Here is a 22,512-nt window from a genome sequence, read left to right on the forward strand (position 1 = left end):
GGGTAGTTATGACCTTACGCTATCCACGGTATGGTTAAAAAAGCGAGGGAACTCCTCTGCTAATCCGTATGGGTCATCACGGAGAAACATCGACAGGCGTTCCTTCTGCACATCGTCTAAGTGTTGGGCATGAAGTAGAATTTTTTCTTCAGAAGTTTTGAGCAACTGTCGCGTCCACTCTCGCGGAGACTCTAGGTACAATTGAACATCATCGAGTGCGAATCGATTAATTAGTCCTATTTCGTAAGCGAAATGGAATGCATCCGCGTCCATAGTCAATGGACTCACCACGGATACATTGTTTTCCTTGAGTAAGTTCAACCCTTCGGTACCCCGAATCACCACGGTATACGTTTCTCGGGACAGCATGTCCATGCGTGCCAAGGCGGGCAGCCAGTACCGCTTGTAGCTTGATCCTGTATTTACAATGTCGGAGACGTGAATCACGTTTGTCCCGGGATTCATCGACGGACTCGTTCCTTCGCTGTTTATTGTGCAGGTACTGCCGTCCTTGAATAGAAATACGTGTGGCACGCCTAATTGACGCGCTATAGGAATCGAAAAAAACCAGTCCCGTCGCTCACCGCCCGAGATAGCATTCGGCTTCTTACCTGTACTCGTGTAAAAATTAGTGAGAAGATGCATTGCTTTGGCATACTCCGCTTCAGAATCAAGAAGACGTACAATCAATTTCGTGATGGCCGTCGACATGTCATGCCTCGATTGGTCGGATGCCAAGATATCGTTGATCTCATCGAGCTTGACTGAGACACTCTCCCCTGCGATTTTCTCAACATTGATGTAAAATGCGCCCGGTTTTCCGGAGGTGTACCAGAAGGGAAGTTCGCTCTCTTTGTGACGTACACGAATAGCGTTGGAATAAATCAATCTACTCAAAAGTTGGCTTTTTATGCTACGATTGTCCATTAAGATGGTCCCTCTCCATTGGTAAAATCTTTTGCACCGAAATCGCATGAAAGCGTAGTGCCTATATGGTCCTAATCACACGCTTAATAGCTAATTATATGAAGTTTCCATCTATTTGGCAATGTCTGATCTGATGCATATAAAGCTGATAAGGTTGGTTAAATAGACCTTTTTTGACGGTAACGGTGCGGAAAGGAGGAGCTTGATGGGAGTCACGGTTCAAGAAGCCATGCAAGTCGGTGGGCTCAGTCGCTGTTCGATAGTGGCGGGTGCGAATGGAATCCAAACGGAGATTCAATATGTCACGGTGATGGAGGTGCCTGATGTTATCCCATGGCTGAAAGGTAGAGAGCTCATCATCACAAGTCTATACGCGATTCGTGATGATGAGCTCGCGATTGGAGAATTAGTTGACCAGCTCTCTCAGGCTGGTAGCGCTGGTTTAGCGATAAAGACGCAGTATTTCACAGATGGTATACCGCAGTCTATTCTTGATGCGGCTAATCGACTGGGGTTTCCAGTGATTGAGATTGATCCACAGGTATCCTATTTAGACATTATGACGCCTTTGATGAATTCTATTTTCGAAGAACCGACTGCGCAGCCGGAGGCAGAGGTTGAGGAGTTTTTTAAGCTAATCACAGAGATGGCGATGGAAGGCCGGGATTCATCGATGATTTTGCCTTCCATTCAGGATTGGATGGGCAACGAGATCACGCTCGAGACATTGGTACTCCCAATGCCAGTTCCTACGGAGGCAAAACCATTGACGGCAAGTCAGCGGAAAGCACTGTTGGATTCGCGGAGGTCCCTTCCGATGAAACGGGTATTGCGGGGTCGGGAGACCACTTGCGTCGTGACTCCCATTATTCTCAATCATGAACTACAAGGTTTACTGACTTGTTGGGAAACGCAACGGCCTTTCCGGCCTTCGGACGTCATGGTGTTGGAGCGAGTTGTGCCTCTGTTTGCACTGGAGATATTGAAAATTAAAACTAGGTTAGACGTGGAGCAGAAGTATCGGGACGATTTCATGTTGGACATCTTGCTGGGGCACCACTATCCGGATGCGCAGATACGTGAGAAGGAGGCGCTTTACAGGTGGGATTTGTCACAACAGTTTTTGGTCTTCGTTGTCGATATTGACCATTTCAAGAACATAGTAAAGCGACGACACTATGAAGAGGTGGCAGTCCAAGGTTTCAAACAGTCCGTGGGGCGGATCATTGATCGAATTGCTCAAGATATCCACCAGGGGTGTATTTTCACTTCACGTAGTGACACTTTTATTGTACTCCATCCGTATTCGAACGAGCGGGATAGTGACACTTTGGATTCTAAAGCGCGGCAAATTGGCGAGAAGTTTCGTACAGGTTTGTTGAATCAGGTACATGATGTTACAGTCACGGTTGGAATTTCCCGCCCGTATACGGGGGTAGAGGGGATTGCACAAGGATATCGCGAGGCCCTACAGGCCATCACGCTTGGGAGAACAGTATTTGGACGAAACACCTGTATCTTCTATGACGACTTAGGTGTCTACCGTTTTTTGAAAGAAGCCGGCAGTTCGATAGAGATGCAGAAATTTGTGGGAGACACTCTCGCAAAGGTATCCGAGTACGATCTTCATCATCAGTCCGATTTGATGAAGACTCTCGAATCCTACTTTGAACACAACTACAATCTAGGAGAGACGGCCGATGCTATGTACATTCACGTGAATACTTTGAAATACAGGTTGAAGCGTGTTGAAGAGATTACGGGATGTTGTCTATCCGAAGCCGAGGGACAATTACAACTACACCTTGGCCTGAAAATCTATAGGCTGCTGCAAGCCATGTCCTGATACTGAACACGCACTTCCGGTCTTCGATTCGCTGTGAATCCATCTACAGTCAGTGGTGATGTAACCCATCGCTGCTGACGTTTTTTGTGTGTTTCGACAAATCATTCAGTGAAAACACGTCTAGTTCTACAAATGACGGCTCTTTCCTGTCATGTAAGAATTGGAGGTGAGATCAGAAACTTTATGAGGAGAGGTGTATATGTAATATGCAAGTTCAATGATAAAATCGCTAGTCATCGCGTCGAAGCTTGGTACGGAACGGGACACCTATTTTCTGTAAACACGCTCTCGTTTGGACATGAATTCGCCAGTCATTTCCCTGATTGTGTGATGAAAATTGACACAAACTCAGCGAAGCAATAACATTATATGTTTATTTTCAACTAAATAACTGAAATTTTAGGTAAATAACCATTTTCGCTCAATTAAATTATTGTACGTGTAATAAAAGCTGACATATAGTGTTGACTGCCATCTATAATAGCTATTACCATTCGGTTGGCAGATATGAAATTGGTCCCAAAAATCAAGTCTACGTAGTAAAGGAGGGGTACGGTTGTCAAACTCAATCTTGGAATCACCGCCTGATTTACCGGTGGGCAATGGAGTCGTGTTGACCCGTTACCATTGGAAAAGCTTGTTTGGGTCTATGACCGGCTACGCAATGGATGGACTGGACCTAATGGTTTTGTCTTATGTGATGTCATTTGTGATTAAGGATCTACACCTTACTTCTGCTCAAGCAGGAAGCATCTCTACGATAACACTGCTAGGGTCGGTCATTGGGGGATATGTCTTCGGCATCCTGGCTGACATCTACGGTCGAGTCAAAATATTTTCGTACAGTATTCTTATATTTTCTGTTTTCACTGGTTTGACTGCATTTGTACACAACCTGTTTTGGTTTGACGTGATGCGCTTCGTGGCAGGTATTGGATTGGGTGGCGAATTCGGTATCGGGATGACACTCGTGACTGAGGTCTGGCCTAAGACGCATCGCTCACGAGCCACATCTGTGGTAGCCATTGGGTATCAGTTAGGGATGATCATTGCATTAGTGTGTTCGATGATCTTCGTACCGAACTTCGGTTGGCAAAGCGCGTTCCTTATTGGGGCGTTGCCGGCGTTGTTTGCGTGGTGGAGCCGCCGTTCCCTGAAAGAGCCAGACATTTGGCTTGAGCGTCGCGCAAGCGGGTCATTAAAGGGGTCGTTCCCAATTGTGAAATTATTCGATTCTCCCAAACGGGCGGGCACGACAATCGGGCTTATTATCATGACGAGTGTGCAGAACTTTGGTTTTTACGGAATCATGACCTGGTTGCCAACGATGTTGGCTAAACAACTACATTTTACATTTAACAAATCTCTCACCTGGACGCTAGTTACCATCTTAGGGATGATGGTTGGGATACTCCTTTTTGGGCAGATCTCAGACCGTTGGGGTCGTAAACCTTCCTATCTCATATTTCAATTTGGGGCGGCCATCATCATTTGGTTATTCTTCCACCAGACGAATCCGACCGTGCTGTTGGGCCTCGGCTTCCTGATGGGTTTCCTCGTGGATGGGATGATGGGGGGATACGGTGCAAGTATGGCTGAACACTACCCAACCGAAGCACGATCTACGGCGGAGAACGTCATTTTCAACACCGGACGTGCCATTGGTGGTTTTGGCCCCTACGTAATTGGCTATATTGCGTTGACTCATTCCCTTGGATATGCAATGGGACTACTGTCGGCCATCTACATCTTGGCTGCACTGGCGGTCATCTTCTTGCTCCCGGAGAGTAAGAATAAAGCGCTTGTCTAAGGCTTTACCGAAATCCAGCCCAACGGACCGCCGTTGGGCTGGATTTGCTTTCTGAGACGGTTTTGGCATTTATCTTCATTTCATTTGCGCTCATCCGTTCAACCATCGATTTGTGGATTTCTACAAATTCTCCTGTCGTTCTTTCGTCTGGCCTGACATATGGCGAAAACCTCCGCGTGCTTACACTGGAAGAATACTGATATGGTCTTATACGCCGACGTTTCTCGCCGGTGTCCGTAAGGCCGACGAGGAGAGTGAGGGAATGAACGTCGCTATTGCACGTTCCAGGCAATCGTGGATTGCGGATCAACTCGACCGACTTGCGGAATACGGCCGGGACGGTGCCGGAGGAATGACGAGACTTGCGTACTCGGTCGAGGACTTGCAGGCTCAGCATTGGTTCACAGAAGTGTGCAGTCTTCTAGAGCTTACTGTGCGAAGGGACGGGATTGGCAATCTGATTGCTCGTCGCGAGGGGGATGATTGTACCAAACCTGCTGTTGCACTTGGGTCTCACCTCGATACTGTGCTTAACGGTGGCCGGTTCGATGGTGCACTAGGCGTTGTCGCGGCGTTAGACGTCGTGCGTCGGTTGAACGAAAACAAAGTGAGCACGATTCACCCGTTGGAAGTCATTGTATTTGCTGCCGAGGAATCTACCCGCTTTGGCGTCTCTACAATTGGAAGTAAGGCAATAGCAGGGATGTTGCGTAAAGACGAGGCGTTTAATTGGACGGATAGAACAGGCCAGCCATTTCCTGATGTGTTGCGGTCGTGCAACCTGGATCCCGAGCAGTTGGATAGGGCGGTGCGCGCCCCTGATTCACTCAAGGCCTTTTTGGAATTGCATATAGAACAAGGGGTATCGCTGGAGTACGCTAACTGTCAAATTGGCGTGGTTCATGCCATCGCTGCACCGACTCGTCTAAAGGTACGCGTGATTGGTCAGGCAGGGCATTCAGGTACGACAGTTATGCATCTGCGCCACGATGCTCTCACTGCTGCAGCGGAGATTGTTCTGGCGGTCGAACGACTGGCGCTTGAAGAACGCACATTTCAGTCTGTGGGTACGGTAGGTGTTCAAGATGTTAAACCCGGTTCGCCGAATACTATCCCCGGCTTGGTAGAGATGGTCGTGGAATTCCGAAGTATTAATGCAGAGGCTAAGCAGGCGCTTGTTGCGGAACTAATCAAAGTGTTTGCCAAGATTTCCGAGATGCGAGGAGTCCACATTGAACACCAGATAGCAAGTGATGAATCTCCCGTGTCCTTGAATTCGGATGTGTGTGCTGTGCTCAAAGACGTCTGTTCAGCACAAGGCGTGTCGTACTTGGATATGGTGAGTGGGGCCGGCCACGATGCGATGAATATGGCATACGTTTGCCCAACTGGCCTGCTGTTTGTTCCGTGCCGCCACGGCGTCAGTCATCACCCGGATGAGTACGCATGTGAAGAGGATATTTTAATAGGCGCCGATGTGTTGTATGAAGCTGTGCTTCGGCTGGCAGGGAGGAAACCACAATGAAGACTGTAATTGCAAACGGTTGGGTCGTCGAGCCTGAGGCGCAGAGCGTGGTGCAGACTGATGTCTTGATCGAGGATGATCGGATAGTAGCTGTGGGAGACGTGGGGGCAGTTGCGGATTGTAGGATTGACGCGACCGGCTGTTATGTGACACCTGGCCTGGTGGATATTCATGTACACTTTCGTGATCCGGGCTTCCCGGAAAAGGAAACCATTGCAAGTGGGGCGCGAGCAGCAGCGGCTGGCGGTATTACATCTGTGGTGTGCATGCCAAACACGTATCCGACTGTGGATGAGCCCGGGGTGGTAGAGTATGTCCTTCGCACAGCTGCGGAGCAAGGAATTGTGCGCGTCCACACCACCGCATCTATTACAAAAGGGTTGAAGGGTAAAGAGATCACAGAGATGCCGGCACTGGCAAAAGCGGGCGCGGTGACATTCACAGATGACGGGAAGTCGGTCATGGATCCGGTCATTCTGCTCGAAGCGTTTAAATGGGCAGCTCGCCTCGGACTGCCCATTACATCCCACTGTGAAGATCACAATCTGGTCAGGGCAGGCGCAATTAATCGCGGAGAGGTTAGTAAAGCACTTGGCGATGTAGGTATCCCGAGCTTGGCTGAGGAACTCGTGGTGGCACGGGACATCTTATTTGCAGAGCACACGGGTGCTCGACTCCATCTTCAGCACGTCACCACCGCAGGAGGTGTGCAGTTAATCCGCGAGGCTAAAGCGCGTGGAGTTCGGGTGACGGGGGAGGCGACGCCACACCATTTTTCGGTCACGGACCAGTTGGTGTTGACTCAGGGCGCACTGGCAAAAGTGAACCCACCGCTTCGAACGCAAGCAGACGTAGATGCTGTGGTTGCAGGCCTTCAGGATGGGACCCTTGATGTCATTGCCACAGATCACGCACCGCATACGTGGGATGAAAAACAGCGCGGTCTCCAACAAGCTCCGTTCGGATTTGTGGGGTTAGAGACGAGTGTCGGCATGACTTTCACGCATTTGGTGCATACCGGTAAACTTTCCGTTTTTGACGCCATAAAAAAGATGACTGTGGTTCCAGCCCAGATTATGGGGTTGCCCTTGCCGAGATTGCATCCGGGTGCGGTCGCGGACATTACCGTGATCAACCCGAATTTGGAATGGGAAGTTGACACTGCACGCTTCTACACTCGTGCAAAGCACAGCCCATTAGCCGGCACACGGTTGCGTGGTAAGGCGGTTCAGACGTTCGTAGGAGGACGATGGATTTATAGCCATGAGCGGGGGATTTTAGAATGAAACAGGTGCTGGGGCGGGTCTTGCAAAATGAATGGGTGAACGAACGTTACAAGCATATGGTCGTGTACGCTCCAGAGGTTGCTGCGGCTTGTATGCCTGGGCAATTTTTTCATATTCGGTGCGATGATCAGTTTACGCCGTTGTTACGTCGGCCGATGAGCATTTATCAGTACAACGCAGATTATGGGGAGGTCCACTTCTTATACTCGGTAAAGGGGAATGGAACGACGTTGTTGGCGGAAAAGAAAATCGATGACCTTGTTGACCTGTTCGGGCCGCTCGGAAAGGGATTCCAGCTTGATCCCCATTGGCGCTCCATTCTTGTCGTCGCGCGTGGAGTGGGTCTTGCCACGTTAGCGCCTCTGACACGATTGGCTGCAAAACATGGGATTCAAACGCATGCAATACTGAGTGCTCGCACAGCAGAGGACGTCTTGTCGCGGGCCTATATGGAGGCAAACGGGGCATACGTGAATGTTGTGACCGACGCAGACGGAAGCAGTGATATGCACCATGTTGAGGCCTTGCTCCACAACCTTATTAAAGAAACACCTATTGACGCTTTGTTTACGTGCGGTTCTCGCCGCTTAACAAATCTCCTTCGACGAGTGGCACTCGAGCATAAACTACCGGGCCAAGTGGCACTGGAAGAGAATATGGGCTGTGCGATTGGTATGTGCTTCTGCTGTGTGAAACCGTTTCTAAAAGACGGTAAGCAGGTGAATTTACGAGTTTGTGCTGATGGTCCAGTCTTTGACTTGCAAGAGGTGATGGAGGCATGACGAACGTCGACTTGCATGTGAAAATTGGATCTTTGACTATAAAAAATCCAGTCATGCCTGCTTCAGGAACATTTTCGGAAGATCTGGCGAACGTTTTCGATATAAGCCGGCTAGGAGCAGTGGTTACGAAGAGTGTGGTGCCTGATGCACGCCTCGGCAACCCTTCCCCACGTGCAGCGGAGACAGCAGCCGGTATGCTTAACGCGGTAGGCATTCAGAGTAAGGGCGTGGACGCATTCATTGCGCACACTATCCCCTTCTATCGTAACTTCGATGTACCATTGGTTGTAAGCATCTCGGCCGAGACTGCGGACCGCTTCGCAGAAATGGCAGGTCGGTTGACTCTCAACGGAGTTTCCGCTCTCGAGGTTAACATTTCCTGCCCAAATCTCGAGGATAATGGTCGGTCGTATGCTATGGATCCGGCTCAGACTGAGCGTGTCGTCACCGCCGTGCGCAGGACAACACCTTTGCCACTCATTGTAAAATTAACACCAAACACCAACGACATTGTGGATGTGGCATTGGCGGCCGAATCCGCGGGTGCAGATGCCGTGCTCATTGCGAACACGTTTTTAGCGATGGCCATTGACATTGAGACTCGCCGACCGAAGTTAGGCAACATCATGGGCGGGCTTTCCGGGCCCGCTATCAAGCCTATTGTCTTACGCATGGTGTATCAGGCGGCTCGGCGGCTTCATGTGCCTGTTATTGGCTGTGGTGGAATCTGCAGCGCCGAAGACGCGCTTGAGTATTTGATTGCAGGTGCGACAGCTGTGCAAGTAGGCACTTATACGTTCGTTCAGCCGAGCGGTATGCTCGATATTATCGACGGTATCGAGCGTTATGCTGAGCGACACGGTGTAACTCAAATTGGTGACTTGGTCAACACAGTGGATGTTTCGCAGTGTGTTTCACTTTAACCGGGAAGAAGCCAAAAGGAGGGATCTGCTTGCGAATCATCAATCAACGCGAAGCCAAAGAGCTTTTGGGAATGCCAGAGGCGCTAGACATCGTGGAGCGGGCGTATGAGGCGTATTCTAGAGGGCGTGCCAAGGTGCCACTGCGGTGCAATATGGAACTGGATCAGCCAGAGAAGTATGCAATGTTCATGCCGGGATTTGTTCCGGATTTGGGCGCTCTAGGGGTCAAGGTCGTGTCGGTGTTTCCTGAAAACGGGACGCGTGGACTGCCCAATACGTTGGGGGTAATCCTTTTGCTGAACCCGGTAACCGGAATGCCAGCGGGCTTGATTGATGGCACCTACATCACAGAGTTGCGAACCGGTGCTGGAACCGGCGTTGCCACCCGATACTTGGCCAGGGCCGATGCTTCGGTGCTTGCGCTCATAGGTACGGGGGGGATGGCGGCAAAACAGTTGGAGGCGGTCTGTGCCGTACGCCCTGTGACGGATGTTCTCGTGTACAATCGGACGCGTACAAAGGCCGAGTCGTTTATTGACCAAGTGCAGGAAGAATTCGGCCTGCCACTGGTCTACCATCTTGTCGATTCTGCGGAAATGGCGGTTCGTGCCGCCGATATCGTTGTCGCGTCCACAACTAGTGTCGAGCCTGTGGTGCGGTTTGACTGGCTCAAACCAGGCGCACACGTGAACGCGGTAGGGGCTTTTCATAAAGGGATGCAGGAGATAGATGAAGATACGGTTGTTAATGCACGGTATCGGGTGGTGGATGGTATCGACGCAGCAGCCGTATCGGGTGACATAGCGAACCCACTTGAACGGGGACGTATTGGACGTGATGCGTTACTCGAGATTGGGGCGTTGGTGGCGAACAAAGACGCAATCACCAGGAGCAATCGTGACATTACCCTGTATAAATCGGTGGGGCTGTCGGTCCTTGACATGGCCGTGGCAAACGAAGTCCTCGTAAAGGCGGAATGCCTTGGGGTGGGTGACGTATGCAATTCGCTCTAGAGAGATCATTTAGTCACCACTTATTTGGTAGATAGGTCAGGATAGATAACATATGTAAGACGGGTGGGATGATGGGTGTACGGTTGGCGAGCAAGGGTAGGACTGATTCTACCAGCTGACAATGCGGTGATTGAGCCGGAACTTTACTCTGTGAGAGAACTAGAAGGTGTTAGTTTCCACAGTGTGCGCCTGACTACTACCGAGCGCGCGGAGATGCCTGAACAAGGGGTTAATCTATCATACGTCTTTCGAGAACTTGGCGTGGATGCCATTGTCTATGCTTGTGCAGAAACGTCGTTTTTGCGGGGGGTGGATGGAAATCAATCCATCGCTCAGGCGATTATAGACCACACGGGGATACCTACCGTAACGGCGACTTCCGCCATGGTACAAGCGTTGCACTTTCTCGGACTGCAACGGGTCTCTCTGGTTGCGCCCTACACCGAGGACCGAACTAGAACGATGATTGAGTTTCTACAGCACATGAGCATTGACGTAGATGGTGTGGAGCAGCGAGACTTCGCGGAAAGGGGTACGGACCCGCGGGAGTGGTACGAATGCAACTTACAACCGCCTACCACAGCGTACCTTATGGCGCGTAGGGCGTACCGCGAGAGCGTGGATGGTGTGGTTATTAGCGCGACCAACTTCCGGACATTCGAAGTCATTTCTGCGCTGGAGGCCGACCTTGGCAAGCCGGTGGTTACTACCAATCAGGCGATCCTTTGGGCAGTGTTCCAGTTACTTGGGATTCGTTGTCACATCCCAGTGCTAGGCAGACTGCATAACATAGAACGAGGGTGATATGGCAGTGAGATTAAAGGGGAAAGTTGCAATCATCACAGGCGCCGGCAAAGGATTGGGCCGCGCTATTGCGCTCGGTTTCGCCCGCGAGGGTGCAAGGGTTGTGGTCAATGACCAGCCCGGCGAGACCCAGGCACAAGAGGTGGTCTCGGCCATTCAAAACGCAGGTGGCGAAGCCATGGTGATTCATGCAGATACTTCACGCAAGGAGCAAGTGAAGTCGATGGTGGACCGCGTCGTGGCAAAATGGGAACGAATAGACATCCTAGTTAACAACGCCGGTATCATGTATAGCACGCCTTTTCTAGACATTCCAGAGGAAGAATGGGATCGTCTGATGAGCATCAACCTCAAGGGCTATTTTCTATGTGGACAGTCTGTTGGTAGGGTTATGGCGAAGCAGGGAGGTGGTAAGATTATTAACATTTCTTCCACCCGTCAGGTACAGGCCTGGCCGGGTAACGCGAGTTACTGTGCATCCAAGGGAGCCATTTACATGTTGACGAGGGTGATGGCGGTCGAATTGGCCCCGTACGGCATTCAAGTGAACAGTATCGCTCCAGGCACTATCCCTACAAACCTCAACCCAGTCGGCTGGGACGACGAGGAACTCAGAAATGAGCGGATTGCGCGTATTCCTGTCGGTCGCTTGGGCACGCCGGAGGACCTAGTGGGAGCTGCGTTACTTTTCGCTTCGGATGAGAGTTCCTTTATCAATGGTGCCTCCTTGATGATAGACGGTGGGCAGACCATCTGGTAGAAGTTTGGGTAGAAGTGGGGGGAGATTAGTCACATATCCTGATCCGCTTTAGCGCCAAAAATCATAGCGCGCCCCTAGAGGAGCGCTTTTTTTATGCGGGAGCATGGTTTGATGAGTCACAAGCGGATTTCAGTTTGAAAATCAGATTATGATGTAGCTGTAAAACATGAAGGATGGAGTACGCAAACTCTACCGATTTCAAATTCTACGTAAACTAGTCCGTCTTCGCGAAATGCCCGGATTTGGCCGACCTCCCCAAGGGAAGCTATCTGTTCAATACCATCCTCATAGATATCATCCGCAACCACGACCTGTTGCCCAACGTGGTAATTCATTCGCGACGCCTCCATCATGTAAGGTGTATTTAAACTTAGGTGTTTAGCAATTTAATACTTATACATTTGCTTATATGACAGTAATAAGAGGGTATTCTAAATTATTCATTTACTACATAATTCAACACTTCGAGTTGGTATCAGCCATACAGTGTTGCTTGTTCAGGAGTCGGGGGTTAGTTACAACTCACTTCTCTTGTTTGCGCCCTTTTTAGAATAGCATAATTATTCAAAATAAAAAACCGAACGATAAGATATTCCATGAGTAATCACCAGTGCATCCACAGACAGGCGGATACTGTCGTTTGTCCAGAGAACGATGGTTCCAACCATGTACGGTTGGATCTAGCCGCTTACACAACGTAGATATGGTGGACTTGGGAACGGACGTCCCGCAGGGTTCTTCCCTGATCAGCGTAATTTTACGTGTAGATACTCCATTGAGCACCATCTCCATAAGTGCCAGAAGATCCGTTTAAGGTGGCGTGCGCAAGTCCTCTATCCATCAGCGCATTGACAAAGTTTTGTAGGACCATCGGATAAAGTTGAGACAACGTTAGTTGTCACCTAACAAAGGGTTAATGTGATGTCGGATATACGACACGTTCACCTTCAAGGCTTGAGAATTCATACTGTACCTTTTTCCTTTTAACCAATCCTCGAGATGGTTTAGATATCGCGTTTCTTGACTGTACACCATCATTTGAGTTTCCTCCCAGAGTGGACGGATTGCACTACAGTATCTACATACATCCGTTTAATTACTGTCGGGAAAAGTCGATGTGGCTCAGTCAGGGCGGTATCTAAACGAGTAGGCAACAGAAAATATAATTTACATATTTTTATATGAACTAAGAGGTTATAACCTGTCTAATTGTCTATTAATGTCCATCTAGTTGTTCTTATAACACTACATCCAGATTGTGGTGAAAAGTATTACGTAACAGATAATTGATTAAAATCCTATAAAGCCGGAATTTATCGTCATACCTAATGATAATGACCGTATATCATTCAGGGCATTGGACTGAATTTTATAATGTGGAGAACAGTCCAAGAGAAGAATAGTTTAGAATTCAGTCCAGAATATTTGATGTTTACGGGACAAACGTAAGAAGCACGCTACTAAAGGTTCGCACAACAAAAGTTGTGTGTTCCGCGTCATTACTGGCTTTCTGAACCGTGTTGTGCGAAGTATACCGAGAAAAGGGATCCCAAAATGCGCTAAAAATTCAGGGCTGTCAAGGGCGTTGGGGTTTCAAACCAACTTCGCACAATTGTGTAATGGCTGCGAGAGGGTCAGCGCCCACGCGTACCGCACAACAAAAACACATCGTAGTTCGCATTTACGAACGATTTCAAACTTAGTACCCTAATGATTTAGATGCAACAGAGTCTACGGTACGTATGTGTGAATCCCTCGAAATTTGTCGATTTCCACACTGCTCGCGAGTCCTATTTACCCAAAGTGCGTAAGACTCATTTTACAACCCATGTTCACAGTAACTAGCTCTCAAATGTCTTCAGAGGAATAGAGTCGTGTATTAGAATTAGGATGTGGCGCATGAAGGATGTGATGTTACAAAACTTTGATTATAACTCAATTTCATACTTCCTAGTATTAGGATACGGCTGTTTCTAACGTAGTGGACGGACTTCGTGTCCAACTGAAGGTCTTTTCATTTAGGGCCCCGTACGTCGATTCATTTCCAGCTCGAACGCTTCTCGGGTGAGACTCTCGTAAAAGGGCTACCGAAATCGCAAACAGTAAATTAGAAGGGTGATTCATGTGGCAGAGATATTAATTATTGCACCGTACCCAAAGTTGGCAAGGAGCGCGGAACAAGTGAGAAATAGAATCCGAACGGATCTAGCCATAGTATCGGGGAAAGCGAGTCAGATAACCCCTGACTTTATGTCTATCGTAGATCCGCAAATCCGTATTGTACTTTCAAGGTGGGGGACGGCAAAGTGCTTGAGAAAATTTTTACAGGTTCCGGTTATTGATATTTCTGTGACTGTAAACGACATACTTCAATCAATTAGATATGTAAGTAGCATCGGATTCAAAAAAATAGCCATCGTTACTCCGTCGAATGTCTTGTTCAGGCCAGAACAATTTGTCGAGGTAGAGGGTTTGGACATTCGATATGAGGCATGCGAAGATGTGGACTTAATCCCCAAAAAGGTAGCCCAAATGATAGAACATGAGCAATTTGAGGCAATAATTGGAGACCATGTTGCTGCGCAGGCAGCTAAGCAGCACGGTGTGCATGGCCATTTGTTAGAATCCGGTGAGGAATCACTGATGTTGGCTATTGAAACTGCTCACAATTTTTTGAGTGACCTGACACAGCTGGACATAGCAAGGTTAGAAATGAAATCAATTCTTAACGTGATTGGAGAATCAGTGTTCACCTGTGATGCGAATGGATTCATAACGACAATGAATGACCATGCATGCAAAATACTGAATATTCAATACGGAATTTTAGGTCGCCATTACAGTGAATGTTTAAGAGGCAGTATACGCCATGTGCTACAGAGTAAGTTGGAGAAAAGGAACATGACCGCTACTGTGAATGATACGAATGTTGTACTGAGTCATCTACCAATGTATGTCGAGGGCATCTACCAGGGAGCCGTTGTATCATTCGGAAAAGTTCAACCAATGAGATCCAGAGAACCAAAGGTTCACCAAAATGTGCATCAAAGAGGATTCGTAGCAAGAGGTACGTTTAACGATATTATTACACATCATCCCCCCATGGAAAAAATAATACAGAAGGCCCGCTCATACGCTCAATCCAACGCCGCAGTGTTAATCATCGGTGAAACCGGGACCGGAAAGGAGTTGTTTGCTCAAAGCATACACAACTCTAGCCCACGAGCCGCAGGGCCTTTTGTGCCGGTAAATTGTGCTGCATTGGATACTAACCTGTTGGAAAGCGAATTATTCGGCTATGAAGAGGGGACTTTCACTGGTGCACTTAAAGGTGGAAAGCCTGGTTTGTTCGAACTAGCGCACGGTGGCACACTTTTCTTAGATGAAATCGGTGAAATATCTGCAAGCTTTCAATCAAAGCTCCTAAGAGCAATTCAAGAGCGTGAAATCCGAAGAGTTGGCGGGGACCGTATTATCTCAGTTGACGTTCGGATCATTTGTGCGACCAACAAGCACTTATCTTCACTAGTGAAGGAATCGAAATTCAGAGAAGATCTCTATTATAGACTCAGTGTACTAGAACTATATTTACTTCCACTAAGGTTCCGGAAGGTAGACCTTATCCCACTTGCAAAATATTTTCTTCATATGGAACAGCGGAGAGAACATCGAACGTTAACATGGAAATCCGACAAAGTATTTTCGCCGTTGCTAGAGCATGATTGGTACGGGAACGCTCGGGAGTTGCAAAACGTAGTTCAAAGACTGCTTGTTAGTTGCTGGAATACCGAACTATGTGAACGTGATGTCTCGGAGATCTTACATCACACACGAGAACAGGACAGACTAATGCTTTACAAGCAAGATGACAACTCGCTTACAATTGATATTCGGGTTTCTCCAGTGTGGAGTGAGATGGAGTCTGCTCTATGGCAGGGTCTACTAGACATTTACGGAGGAGATAGAGACCGTCTGTGCCGTGACTATGGGATTAGTAGGTCAACGCTTTGGAGAAAGATCGGTCGCAAAAATAACCCATGAATTTCAAATTTGACATCTGTTTTGGCATGATCCGACTTGCTACTGGGCTCTCCATTTTTATTCATGCCCACCGCAAAGGGATTTAAAGCCCTAATCAACCATCATGGCACGCAATTTGCTTATTGTATCTATGTAACCGCAATCATACGTAACCCAGCAAGGATGATGAACGGTCTAAGCGTATGTGACGGTGCAAAAGATTCAACTTTTGAAGCCAGGAGGGATAATATCTATGAAAATCTTGAAGACGGTGCAACGCGTGCCGGGGGGGATGATGGTTGTTCCACTAATCATTGCGGCCATTATCCACACATTTTTGCCTAGTGTACTTCAGATTGGTTCATTTACTACCGCCATCTTTTCGAGCGCAGGCGTCGGAACATTGATTGGTCTTCAGCTATTCTTTATTGGTACCAAACTGAAATTGCGCCAGGCTCCAGAAGCTCTAAAGCGTGGAGTTGTCTTATTGGTAGCAAAGTACGCTGCTGGCGCATTGCTGGGGCTAATTGTCGCCAAAATATTTGGTGTTGCTGGTGTTCTAGGGATATCGGTACTTGCTATTGTGAGTTCCGTGACGGGTGCAAACGGCGCCTTATACCTCGCTTTAATGGGACAATACGGAGAGACCGCTGATTCGGCGGCGATGTCTGTGTTAAATATTCACGATGGTCCCTTTTTAGCCATGCTTACGCTCGGAGTAACTGGACTTGCTCATATCCCTATAACAGCATTAGTTGCGGCGCTCGTTCCATTAGTGGTCGGTGTGATACTTGGGAATCTTGATCATGATTTCGAAAAGCTATTTGGTGCGGGTACCGCCATTGTAATTCCTTTTAACGGTTTTACTATTGGCGCAGGGATTGATCTTACAAATGTTGTTAAAGCAGGTCTGAGTGGAATTCTTTTGGGGTTGGCGGTCATGATTATTGGCGGAGGATGCACGTTCTTAGCAGACCGATATATTTTGAGACGACCGGGATATGCGGGAGCCGGCTTAGCTGCCGCAGCTGGAAATACCATTGCTACGCCAGCTGCTGTTGCCTTAGTAGATTCTCATTACAAGCCTTATGTTGCATCGGCCACCGTGCAAATCGCGTCAGCAGTTGTAATGACCTCTATTCTAGTCCCGCTGATAACGGGACGCGTGGCTAAGAGGTTTGGCAGGGGACAAGAGGTTTTACGGAAGGAAGGAAGTGTTTCGGCAGAAACCGCTGCATCACAAACATAATCCTCTCAAGTAACCACCGTCAGTTCGTCGTTTAAGAAATTGGTCATCCAATGACTGGGCCAGAGGTGATTTTTCGAATTGGACCTATCTACTTGGTTCAAAGCACAATAGATGACTAGGGCATTCATTGGTGGGATTATGAGTGCGGAGATCTCAATCCATGAGTATCCCAGGCAGAATAAATGTAGCCAAAATCTCAATCTCGACCGAGTTCATTCGGCTGCGCCTTGATTTAACAGAATTTTCGGTTCGTGGAAGAGGGAATTCCTTTAACTTCAAATGTAGGGTTTACAAGTGAAGCCCGCTTTTGTAGGAGGAAATCCGCATTGTCCGGTGGTGCATCCGGGGCTTAATAGACTGCTAAAGTTTGGACACTGATGAACGCTGTTGTTTATAAACACTTGAGGTGTTGTACCAAGGGGGGAGCATGATTGCCGTATAAAAAACCAGTCGTGGTAGTTACCGTTGGAGATCCTGCGGGGATTGGGCCAGAAATTGCTCTGAAGGCACTATTGCATCGCCGAATATACGACGTATGTAAACCTCTGCTCATCGGACATGAGCAGGTAATACGTCGGTATTGGACTCAGTGTAATTTGGAAATTCCGCCGTTACATGTAGTGCATAGGGTCCAGGACTCGGAGTTTATCCCAGGGCAAATCGATCTCTTAGACGTGTCAGACGACGTGAACGGAACAGAAAGCATAGAGTTTGGTAAGATCAGTGCAGTGGCAGGGAGCATCACACTACGTGACATTGAATGTGCCGTAAAGCTGGTGATGAAAGGGGAGGTTCAGGCTGTCGTTGCAGGGCCACATACCAAAAAGTCGGTGGAGCAGGCCGGAGTTTTTTTCGACGGATTCCCGTCACTTGTCGCTAGATTGACCGATACGCCACTGACAAATACCTTTCTCATGCTCGTTTCAGGAAACCTACGCATTGTGAATGTCACATTACACACCTCGCTCAGGGAGGCGATTGATGCGATAAAGCAAGATCTTGTTTATCAAGCGATTCGCGCAGCCGCCGACACTGTTCAAAAATTGGTGCACCATGACGTTCGCGTAGCGGTAACGGGACTAAACCCTCATGCTGGGGAGTCCGGCATGTTTGGAAGGGAAGAGATAGAGGAAATCGGGCCAGCTGTGCAACGGGCGCAGGAGGACGGATTGAACGTTACTGGTCCGTACCCAGCCGACTCATTGTTTCCCGACTTGTTGAATGGAAAATTTGACGTCTGTGTCGCAATGTATCACGATCAGGCTCATATCCCCATAAAATTGGCGGGACCTCAGCTAGGTAGTGCATTTACAATCGGCACTCCAGTGACCTTTGCGACTGTTGCCCATGGAAGTGCTCTACAAATTGCTGGACAGGGAATTGCCAATCCCGACGGTTTGGTCGAAACAATTTTACGTGTTAGCGGAGACGGAGTAGCTTTAAATTGAGAAAGATCTATGCACGATAGCTTTCAGCGTAGAGCGCGACCCAGTGGCCCGTATTGCTGCAAAATCGGATCTAGCCATACCGCAGGCCGCTCGAGGGACTGGAACTATGAAACGAACGGCCGGGCCTACCGGCCAGGGGGTTTTCCCTTCTCACTTACATCACGCTTGTGTAGGTCATTTTCATGGCCATCGATTTGCCCGTCGACATTTCTCACGCCTGTATGTTGGAACATCCATGGAATTCTTCTGGGATAAGGGGGGAGAAGTAGACTCCCTTTGTCAACTTGCCCCTCTTCTACGAAGGACTGCTGGAATTGTTTTGGCGAGAATCTTAATATCCTCGAGATAGGACCAGTTGTCTATGTAACGTAAATCGAGATCGACCCATTCGTCAAAGTTGATTTCGTTGCGACCGCTGATTTGCCACAGGCAGGTGATCCCCGGCTTGACGCTCAAGCGCCTGCGGTGGTAAGGGTCGTATTGGTTGACCTCGGACGGCAATGGCGATCGTGGACCGACAAGGCTCATGTTTCCAATTAATATGGACAAGCTTCTCTCCAGCGTCTTTCCCGAGCTCACCGGATCGCATGGATATTTCACTTCATCTCTCGTTGTTTTGCACCTTTCATCGACCTCCTCTGGTAATCACTGTCCCGACTGCGGACACTGGACCAGTCGTGTCCACAGTCACTACCATCGAACAGTCGAAGATATCCCCATGTGTGACATACAAGTTGTGTTACGTGTAAGGGCACGAAAGTTCTTCTGTACAAACCCGCACTGTCATCGAAGAATATCCTCCGAACGCTTCCCTGGCTTTCTAGAATCATCTCAACGAAAAACAACACGATTAAACAGAATCATGACGCAAATTGGATTTTCCCTCGGTGGAAACCCTGGCGTCGCCCTTTGCCAGCGCTTGGGCTTTTCAGTATCCAAGGATACACTGCTCAGAAGGGTTCAAGAAAAGTCGGTCAAAGCTGATGACGAAGACATTTCAGTTGTCGGCATCGATGACTGGGCTTATAAACGCGGTCAACGTTATGGCACCATTATCGTGGATTTACAACACCACCGACTCCTAGATTTGTTGCCGGATCGCAGTGTATCCAGTGTTGCGGATTGGTTGCGCACACATCCTGGGATACGCATCGTAAGCCGCGATCGTGCTGGTATATACGCTGATGCTATACGGCAAGGGCTACCTTCCGCCAAACAAATTGCTGACCGCTGGCACATTCTAAAGAACTTAGGAGACGCGGTGGAACGGTTCGTTAGCCGACAACGGTTACCCACTCGAGACCATGTAGAAGACCTTGATCCTGTTGAACGCGCCCAGGAGTCCACAAAGCCGTCGCATCAAGAACAAGATAAGCTCAAGCGTCGCCAGATGAAATGGGATCTAGTTCAACGTGTTCAACATTTACGTGAAAACGGACCGGGGATACGCGCGATTGCGCGGGAGGCGGGCTTGAGTCGAAAAACGATTCGTAAGTATTTGTCGTGGACTGAATTGCCCGTTACTCGTTGAAAATCCAAAGGTACTTTGTTAGATCCGTACCGACAAGAAATTGCCGACCTAGTCCAGCAATCTCTGTCTGGTCTGTGATTCTCGAAAAAATCCGTGAGAAGGGTTACGCCGGCTCTCGTTCAACATTGTCCCAATACATCGCAAATCTTCGACGGTTACAGAAAAATGGCGATAAGCCCGTCATTCGACATCATCGCGTCAGTCCAAGATCAGCTGCGAAGTTACTGACTCAACAACGAGAACACGTGAAGGACGATGACATTCCTTATTTTAATACCCTTTTGGCCGAAGTCGACGGGGCTAGTGTAGCGAACGAACTGGTTCAATCCTTTTATAGACTGATGAAAACGCGAAATGGAGCTGGATTAGACGATTGGCTGGAAAAAGCGATGAGTTGTGGTATCCGCGAACTTCGGAATTTTGCCATAGGGATGCGAAAAGATTACGATGCAGTCTACGCAGGTATTTCACAACCGTGGAGCAATGGTCAAGTGGAAGGCCAAGTGAACCGACTAAAAACCCTAAAAAGACAGATGTACGGCAGAGCAAGTTTTTCACTGTTGAGGGCTCGGGTGCTAAGCAGCGCGTTGTGACCAATTTGCTTCTCCGTGCGAAATTTGTCGATTGCTACACTGACGGACAAGGCTCTTCACCAAAAACACGAAAGAACCAGTTTTAAACCGCTGTTGACACTTTCACACGTTTGAGGGGCGTGTGAGGAAACTCGTACGGGTTCAAGTCCCGTCCTCGACACCATAGTATAAAAGGATTTCGCGGTTTCGACTGCGAAGTCCCTTTTTGCATTTCTTAGCCGATTTTCCGTTGTTTTGTGACTTAATCTTCTTAACTAGTATGTTTAGAAGAAAACCGCCCGACCTGTTGCTGATGATATATCAGGTAATATGTAAACGTTTCAATTTCAAACCAAAATATTTAAAAGCCCAAATGTAGGTACACTGGATAAGTGGTATATGACGACACAACATGCGTTTAGTAGTCATCACAGTTGCAGGAAATGATTAGATAGTACACTCCCATGTTTGGGACCTGGGTTCGAATCGCCTCTCCTCCACCGATCAAAACCACGTATCAGTTGATCCGTGATTTTTGCCTTTACATAGGAGGTTTATTGATTGTCATTCTGGAAGTGGGAATATTTGTGGTATTTTTCAACCGTGGTTCGCAGTATTGAAACCTGGTTGTTCATGGAACATTCTGAACTCTATTGGCTGGATGTGGGGTGGCACCGCAACATTATTTGCTCTTCCGATTGCTGTGGCAACCCTGGTAGCAGGACTATTTAAGCGATAGGGATCGTAAGAGTGTTTTTCGAGACTTCATGAACCATTGATTCAACGCAATTATTGTGACGGGATTGGTATACCTCGGATGCTCCGGCGTCGTCATAAGCGTTATTAGCCTGTGGTAAAGATACGAATGCTGAACTCCTAGCTAAAATTCTTGTGGGGTGACTTGAGGTTTCCTTGTTGTGGCAATCTTTATTGGCAAGGTTGTCTTTCATGCTGTACAACTGGTTCTATTGACTAGTGCAACTAGCAAACTCGAAAAGCGCCTGACATGGCGTCTGTGTTGACGTTACTGGTGGAAGACTCGGACTTGGAGGAAGACGTATGCATAGGACAGATTACCAGACAAACAGCATCCTCACTCAGGATACCGTCTATGTACAATATCGGAAGACTGGGAAAGCACCAAATGTCTCATATCCACATACGCACTGTGGATATGAGATCTACTATTTTCAAAATGGAGAAGCCAATTACATCATTGGGGACAAAATTTACAGCCTATCACCTGGAGACATGCTGGTTTTTCGAGGGGATATTATGCATCTCGTCAAACCTAGTTTAAGGGTTCCATATTTGCGAAGTGTCGTGAATTTTCGTGTAGAAGATATGGTTCATGAACTTCATCCATCGATTCAGGAGAAGATGAGTATATTGTTTGAAACATCAGGTGGCGAACGAATTCAATTTAGTGAGCAAGAGCGCTGTGAAATTGAACATTTGTTCTTCTGTATGGCGCAGGAACAACGGCGGCGTGAGCTGGGCTACAAGGATGTCATACGGTCGCTTTTGACCGTGTTAATTGCACGCATTCTGCGCAAATATGAAGACACATTATCGCGTAGGCCCGCTGTTCAATTCGTAGGACAGCGCGAAGCCAACATCCAACATGTGTTGCGTATTCTCAACGAACGGTTCCACAACCGCCTGTCACTCGAAGAACTTGCGGTACAGGTTCACCTAAACAAACATTACTTGTGCCACTGTTTTAAACAAGTAACGGGTTTGACCATCAATCAATATCGCACAAAACTTCGGATTGAGGAGGGAAAGAGACTATTAACGGAGAGCAATAAGCCAATTGGTGTAATTGCCGAAGAAGTTGGCGTTGGCGTAACGCAGTTTAGCAGGCTCTTCCGCCAACATGTGGGCGTCTCTCCGCAGGCTTACCGCCATAGGTAGTCAGTTTATGTCCACTAACACCAACTCTCGATAACCTATATTTTACATCAATTATTGTAAAATTCAGATCAATATTTGCAGTCCTTAATACATCTGAAG

At 48.1% G+C, this 22,512-nt stretch carries 19 protein-coding genes and 1 pseudogene; 15 read left to right on the plus strand and 5 right to left on the minus strand.

The annotated features are described in order from the left end of the window. Nucleotides 1–6 precede the first annotated feature (6 nt). Nucleotides 7–927 carry a phosphoribosyltransferase gene (locus tag NZD89_RS06745; protein ID WP_268006974.1) on the minus strand — a complete coding sequence of 307 codons (921 nt, stop codon included), beginning with the start codon at nt 925–927 and terminating at the stop codon, nt 7–9. A gap of 205 nt (nt 928–1,132) precedes the next feature. On the opposite strand from NZD89_RS06745, the gene NZD89_RS06750 reads away from it, so the two are divergent. From NZD89_RS06750 to NZD89_RS06790, 9 genes are all read left to right on the plus strand, one after another. After that, nucleotides 1,133–2,773, plus strand: coding sequence for a PucR family transcriptional regulator (locus tag NZD89_RS06750; RefSeq protein ID WP_268006975.1), 1,641 nt, complete (start codon nt 1,133–1,135; stop codon nt 2,771–2,773). Nucleotides 2,774–3,329: 556 nt separating this feature from the next. Next, a complete protein-coding gene (locus NZD89_RS06755; protein WP_268006976.1) occupies nt 3,330–4,583 on the plus strand; it encodes an MFS transporter in 1,254 nt (417 codons plus the stop codon). A 262-nt stretch (nt 4,584–4,845) separates the two neighbouring features. Then, nucleotides 4,846–6,108: a Zn-dependent hydrolase gene (locus NZD89_RS06760; RefSeq protein WP_268006977.1), complete on the plus strand. Its 1,263-nt coding sequence runs from the start codon at nt 4,846–4,848 to the stop codon at nt 6,106–6,108. Next, complete coding sequence (locus tag NZD89_RS06765) at nt 6,105–7,394, plus strand: dihydroorotase (RefSeq protein ID WP_268006978.1); 1,290 nt, start codon at nt 6,105–6,107, stop codon at nt 7,392–7,394. The genes NZD89_RS06760 and NZD89_RS06765 overlap by 4 nt, the downstream gene beginning before the upstream one ends. Continuing rightward, nucleotides 7,391–8,176 (plus strand): dihydroorotate dehydrogenase electron transfer subunit, encoded by a 786-nt coding sequence (locus NZD89_RS06770; RefSeq protein WP_268006979.1) that lies wholly within the window; start codon nt 7,391–7,393, stop codon nt 8,174–8,176. The genes NZD89_RS06765 and NZD89_RS06770 overlap by 4 nt, the downstream gene beginning before the upstream one ends. Next, nucleotides 8,173–9,099, plus strand: coding sequence for a dihydroorotate dehydrogenase (locus NZD89_RS06775; protein ID WP_268006980.1), 927 nt, complete (start codon nt 8,173–8,175; stop codon nt 9,097–9,099). The genes NZD89_RS06770 and NZD89_RS06775 overlap by 4 nt, the downstream gene beginning before the upstream one ends. Nucleotides 9,100–9,128: 29 nt before the next feature. After that, entirely contained in the window at nt 9,129–10,112 is a 984-nt protein-coding gene (locus NZD89_RS06780) for an ornithine cyclodeaminase family protein (protein ID WP_268006981.1), read from the plus strand. Between the two features lie 75 nt (nt 10,113–10,187). Continuing rightward, nucleotides 10,188–10,916: a maleate cis-trans isomerase family protein gene (locus tag NZD89_RS06785; RefSeq protein ID WP_268006982.1), complete on the plus strand. Its 729-nt coding sequence runs from the start codon at nt 10,188–10,190 to the stop codon at nt 10,914–10,916. A 1-nt stretch (nt 10,917) separates the two neighbouring features. Next, nucleotides 10,918–11,676, plus strand: coding sequence for an SDR family NAD(P)-dependent oxidoreductase (locus tag NZD89_RS06790; protein WP_268006983.1), 759 nt, complete (start codon nt 10,918–10,920; stop codon nt 11,674–11,676). 146 nt (nt 11,677–11,822) lie between these two features. Here the strand turns inward: NZD89_RS06790 and NZD89_RS06795 are convergent, their stop codons facing one another. The 3 genes and pseudogenes from NZD89_RS06795 to NZD89_RS06805 all read right to left on the minus strand — a co-directional run bounded on the left by NZD89_RS06795 (nt 11,823) and on the right by NZD89_RS06805 (nt 12,565). Beyond that, complete coding sequence (locus tag NZD89_RS06795) at nt 11,823–12,011, minus strand: hypothetical protein (RefSeq protein WP_268006984.1); 189 nt, start codon at nt 12,009–12,011, stop codon at nt 11,823–11,825. Between the two features lie 267 nt (nt 12,012–12,278). Beyond that, a pseudogene (locus NZD89_RS06800) lies at nt 12,279–12,480 on the minus strand (transposase); the annotation flags it as partial. Further along, nucleotides 12,434–12,565 (minus strand): hypothetical protein, encoded by a 132-nt coding sequence (locus NZD89_RS06805; RefSeq protein WP_268006985.1) that lies wholly within the window; start codon nt 12,563–12,565, stop codon nt 12,434–12,436. The gene NZD89_RS06805 and the pseudogene NZD89_RS06800, both read right to left, overlap by 47 nt. A gap of 1,361 nt (nt 12,566–13,926) precedes the next feature. Between NZD89_RS06805 and NZD89_RS06810 the strand changes: the two genes are divergently transcribed. The 3 genes from NZD89_RS06810 (at nt 13,927) to NZD89_RS06820 (ending at nt 18,393) form a co-directional block, all read left to right on the plus strand. Further along, nucleotides 13,927–15,717, plus strand: a complete 1,791-nt coding sequence (locus NZD89_RS06810) for a sigma 54-interacting transcriptional regulator (RefSeq protein WP_488798541.1) — start codon at nt 13,927–13,929, stop codon at nt 15,715–15,717. A 232-nt stretch (nt 15,718–15,949) separates the two neighbouring features. Beyond that, nucleotides 15,950–16,945 (plus strand): 2-keto-3-deoxygluconate permease, encoded by a 996-nt coding sequence (locus tag NZD89_RS06815; RefSeq protein WP_268006986.1) that lies wholly within the window; start codon nt 15,950–15,952, stop codon nt 16,943–16,945. A 431-nt stretch (nt 16,946–17,376) separates the two neighbouring features. Beyond that, on the plus strand, nt 17,377–18,393 hold the full coding sequence (locus NZD89_RS06820) for a PdxA family dehydrogenase (RefSeq protein WP_268006987.1): 1,017 nt from the start codon (nt 17,377–17,379) through the stop codon (nt 18,391–18,393). 279 nt (nt 18,394–18,672) lie between these two features. Here the strand turns inward: NZD89_RS06820 and NZD89_RS06825 are convergent, their stop codons facing one another. Next, nucleotides 18,673–18,942 carry a sugar transferase gene (locus NZD89_RS06825; RefSeq protein ID WP_268006988.1) on the minus strand — a complete coding sequence of 90 codons (270 nt, stop codon included), beginning with the start codon at nt 18,940–18,942 and terminating at the stop codon, nt 18,673–18,675. Here NZD89_RS06825 and NZD89_RS06830 point away from each other — a divergent pair. The 3 genes from NZD89_RS06830 (at nt 18,935) to NZD89_RS06840 (ending at nt 22,413) form a co-directional block, all read left to right on the plus strand. Continuing rightward, nucleotides 18,935–19,924, plus strand: a complete 990-nt coding sequence (locus NZD89_RS06830) for an ISL3 family transposase (RefSeq protein ID WP_268006989.1) — start codon at nt 18,935–18,937, stop codon at nt 19,922–19,924. The two genes, NZD89_RS06825 and NZD89_RS06830, sit on opposite strands and share 8 nt — an antisense overlap. 74 nt (nt 19,925–19,998) lie before the next feature. Further along, on the plus strand, nt 19,999–20,517 hold the full coding sequence (locus tag NZD89_RS06835) for a transposase (protein ID WP_268006990.1): 519 nt from the start codon (nt 19,999–20,001) through the stop codon (nt 20,515–20,517). 1,038 nt (nt 20,518–21,555) lie between these two features. Further along, a complete protein-coding gene (locus tag NZD89_RS06840) occupies nt 21,556–22,413 on the plus strand; it encodes an AraC family transcriptional regulator (RefSeq protein WP_268006991.1) in 858 nt (285 codons plus the stop codon). The last annotated feature ends 99 nt before the right edge of the window (nt 22,414–22,512 follow it).

This window comes from Alicyclobacillus fastidiosus, from assembly GCF_026651875.1.
Taxonomy (GTDB): Bacteria; Bacillota; Bacilli; order Alicyclobacillales; family Alicyclobacillaceae; genus Alicyclobacillus; species Alicyclobacillus fastidiosus.

Coding starts and splice junctions, on each gene's coding strand:
- NZD89_RS06775 (WP_268006980.1), top strand. CDS start 8,173: ATGACGAACGTCGACTTGCATGTGAAAATTGGATCTTTGACTATAAAA.
- NZD89_RS06815 (WP_268006986.1), top strand. CDS start 15,950: ATGAAAATCTTGAAGACGGTGCAACGCGTGCCGGGGGGGATGATGGTT.
- NZD89_RS06750 (WP_268006975.1), top strand. CDS start 1,133: ATGGGAGTCACGGTTCAAGAAGCCATGCAAGTCGGTGGGCTCAGTCGC.
- NZD89_RS06810 (WP_488798541.1), top strand. CDS start 13,927: ATGTCTATCGTAGATCCGCAAATCCGTATTGTACTTTCAAGGTGGGGG.
- NZD89_RS06830 (WP_268006989.1), top strand. CDS start 18,935: ATGGACAAGCTTCTCTCCAGCGTCTTTCCCGAGCTCACCGGATCGCAT.
- NZD89_RS06765 (WP_268006978.1), top strand. CDS start 6,105: ATGAAGACTGTAATTGCAAACGGTTGGGTCGTCGAGCCTGAGGCGCAG.
- NZD89_RS06745 (WP_268006974.1), bottom strand. CDS start 927: ATGGACAATCGTAGCATAAAAAGCCAACTTTTGAGTAGATTGATTTAT.
- NZD89_RS06795 (WP_268006984.1), bottom strand. CDS start 12,011: ATGAATTACCACGTTGGGCAACAGGTCGTGGTTGCGGATGATATCTAT.
- NZD89_RS06790 (WP_268006983.1), top strand. CDS start 10,918: ATGGCAGTGAGATTAAAGGGGAAAGTTGCAATCATCACAGGCGCCGGC.
- NZD89_RS06760 (WP_268006977.1), top strand. CDS start 4,846: ATGAACGTCGCTATTGCACGTTCCAGGCAATCGTGGATTGCGGATCAA.
- NZD89_RS06770 (WP_268006979.1), top strand. CDS start 7,391: ATGAAACAGGTGCTGGGGCGGGTCTTGCAAAATGAATGGGTGAACGAA.
- NZD89_RS06840 (WP_268006991.1), top strand. CDS start 21,556: ATGCATAGGACAGATTACCAGACAAACAGCATCCTCACTCAGGATACC.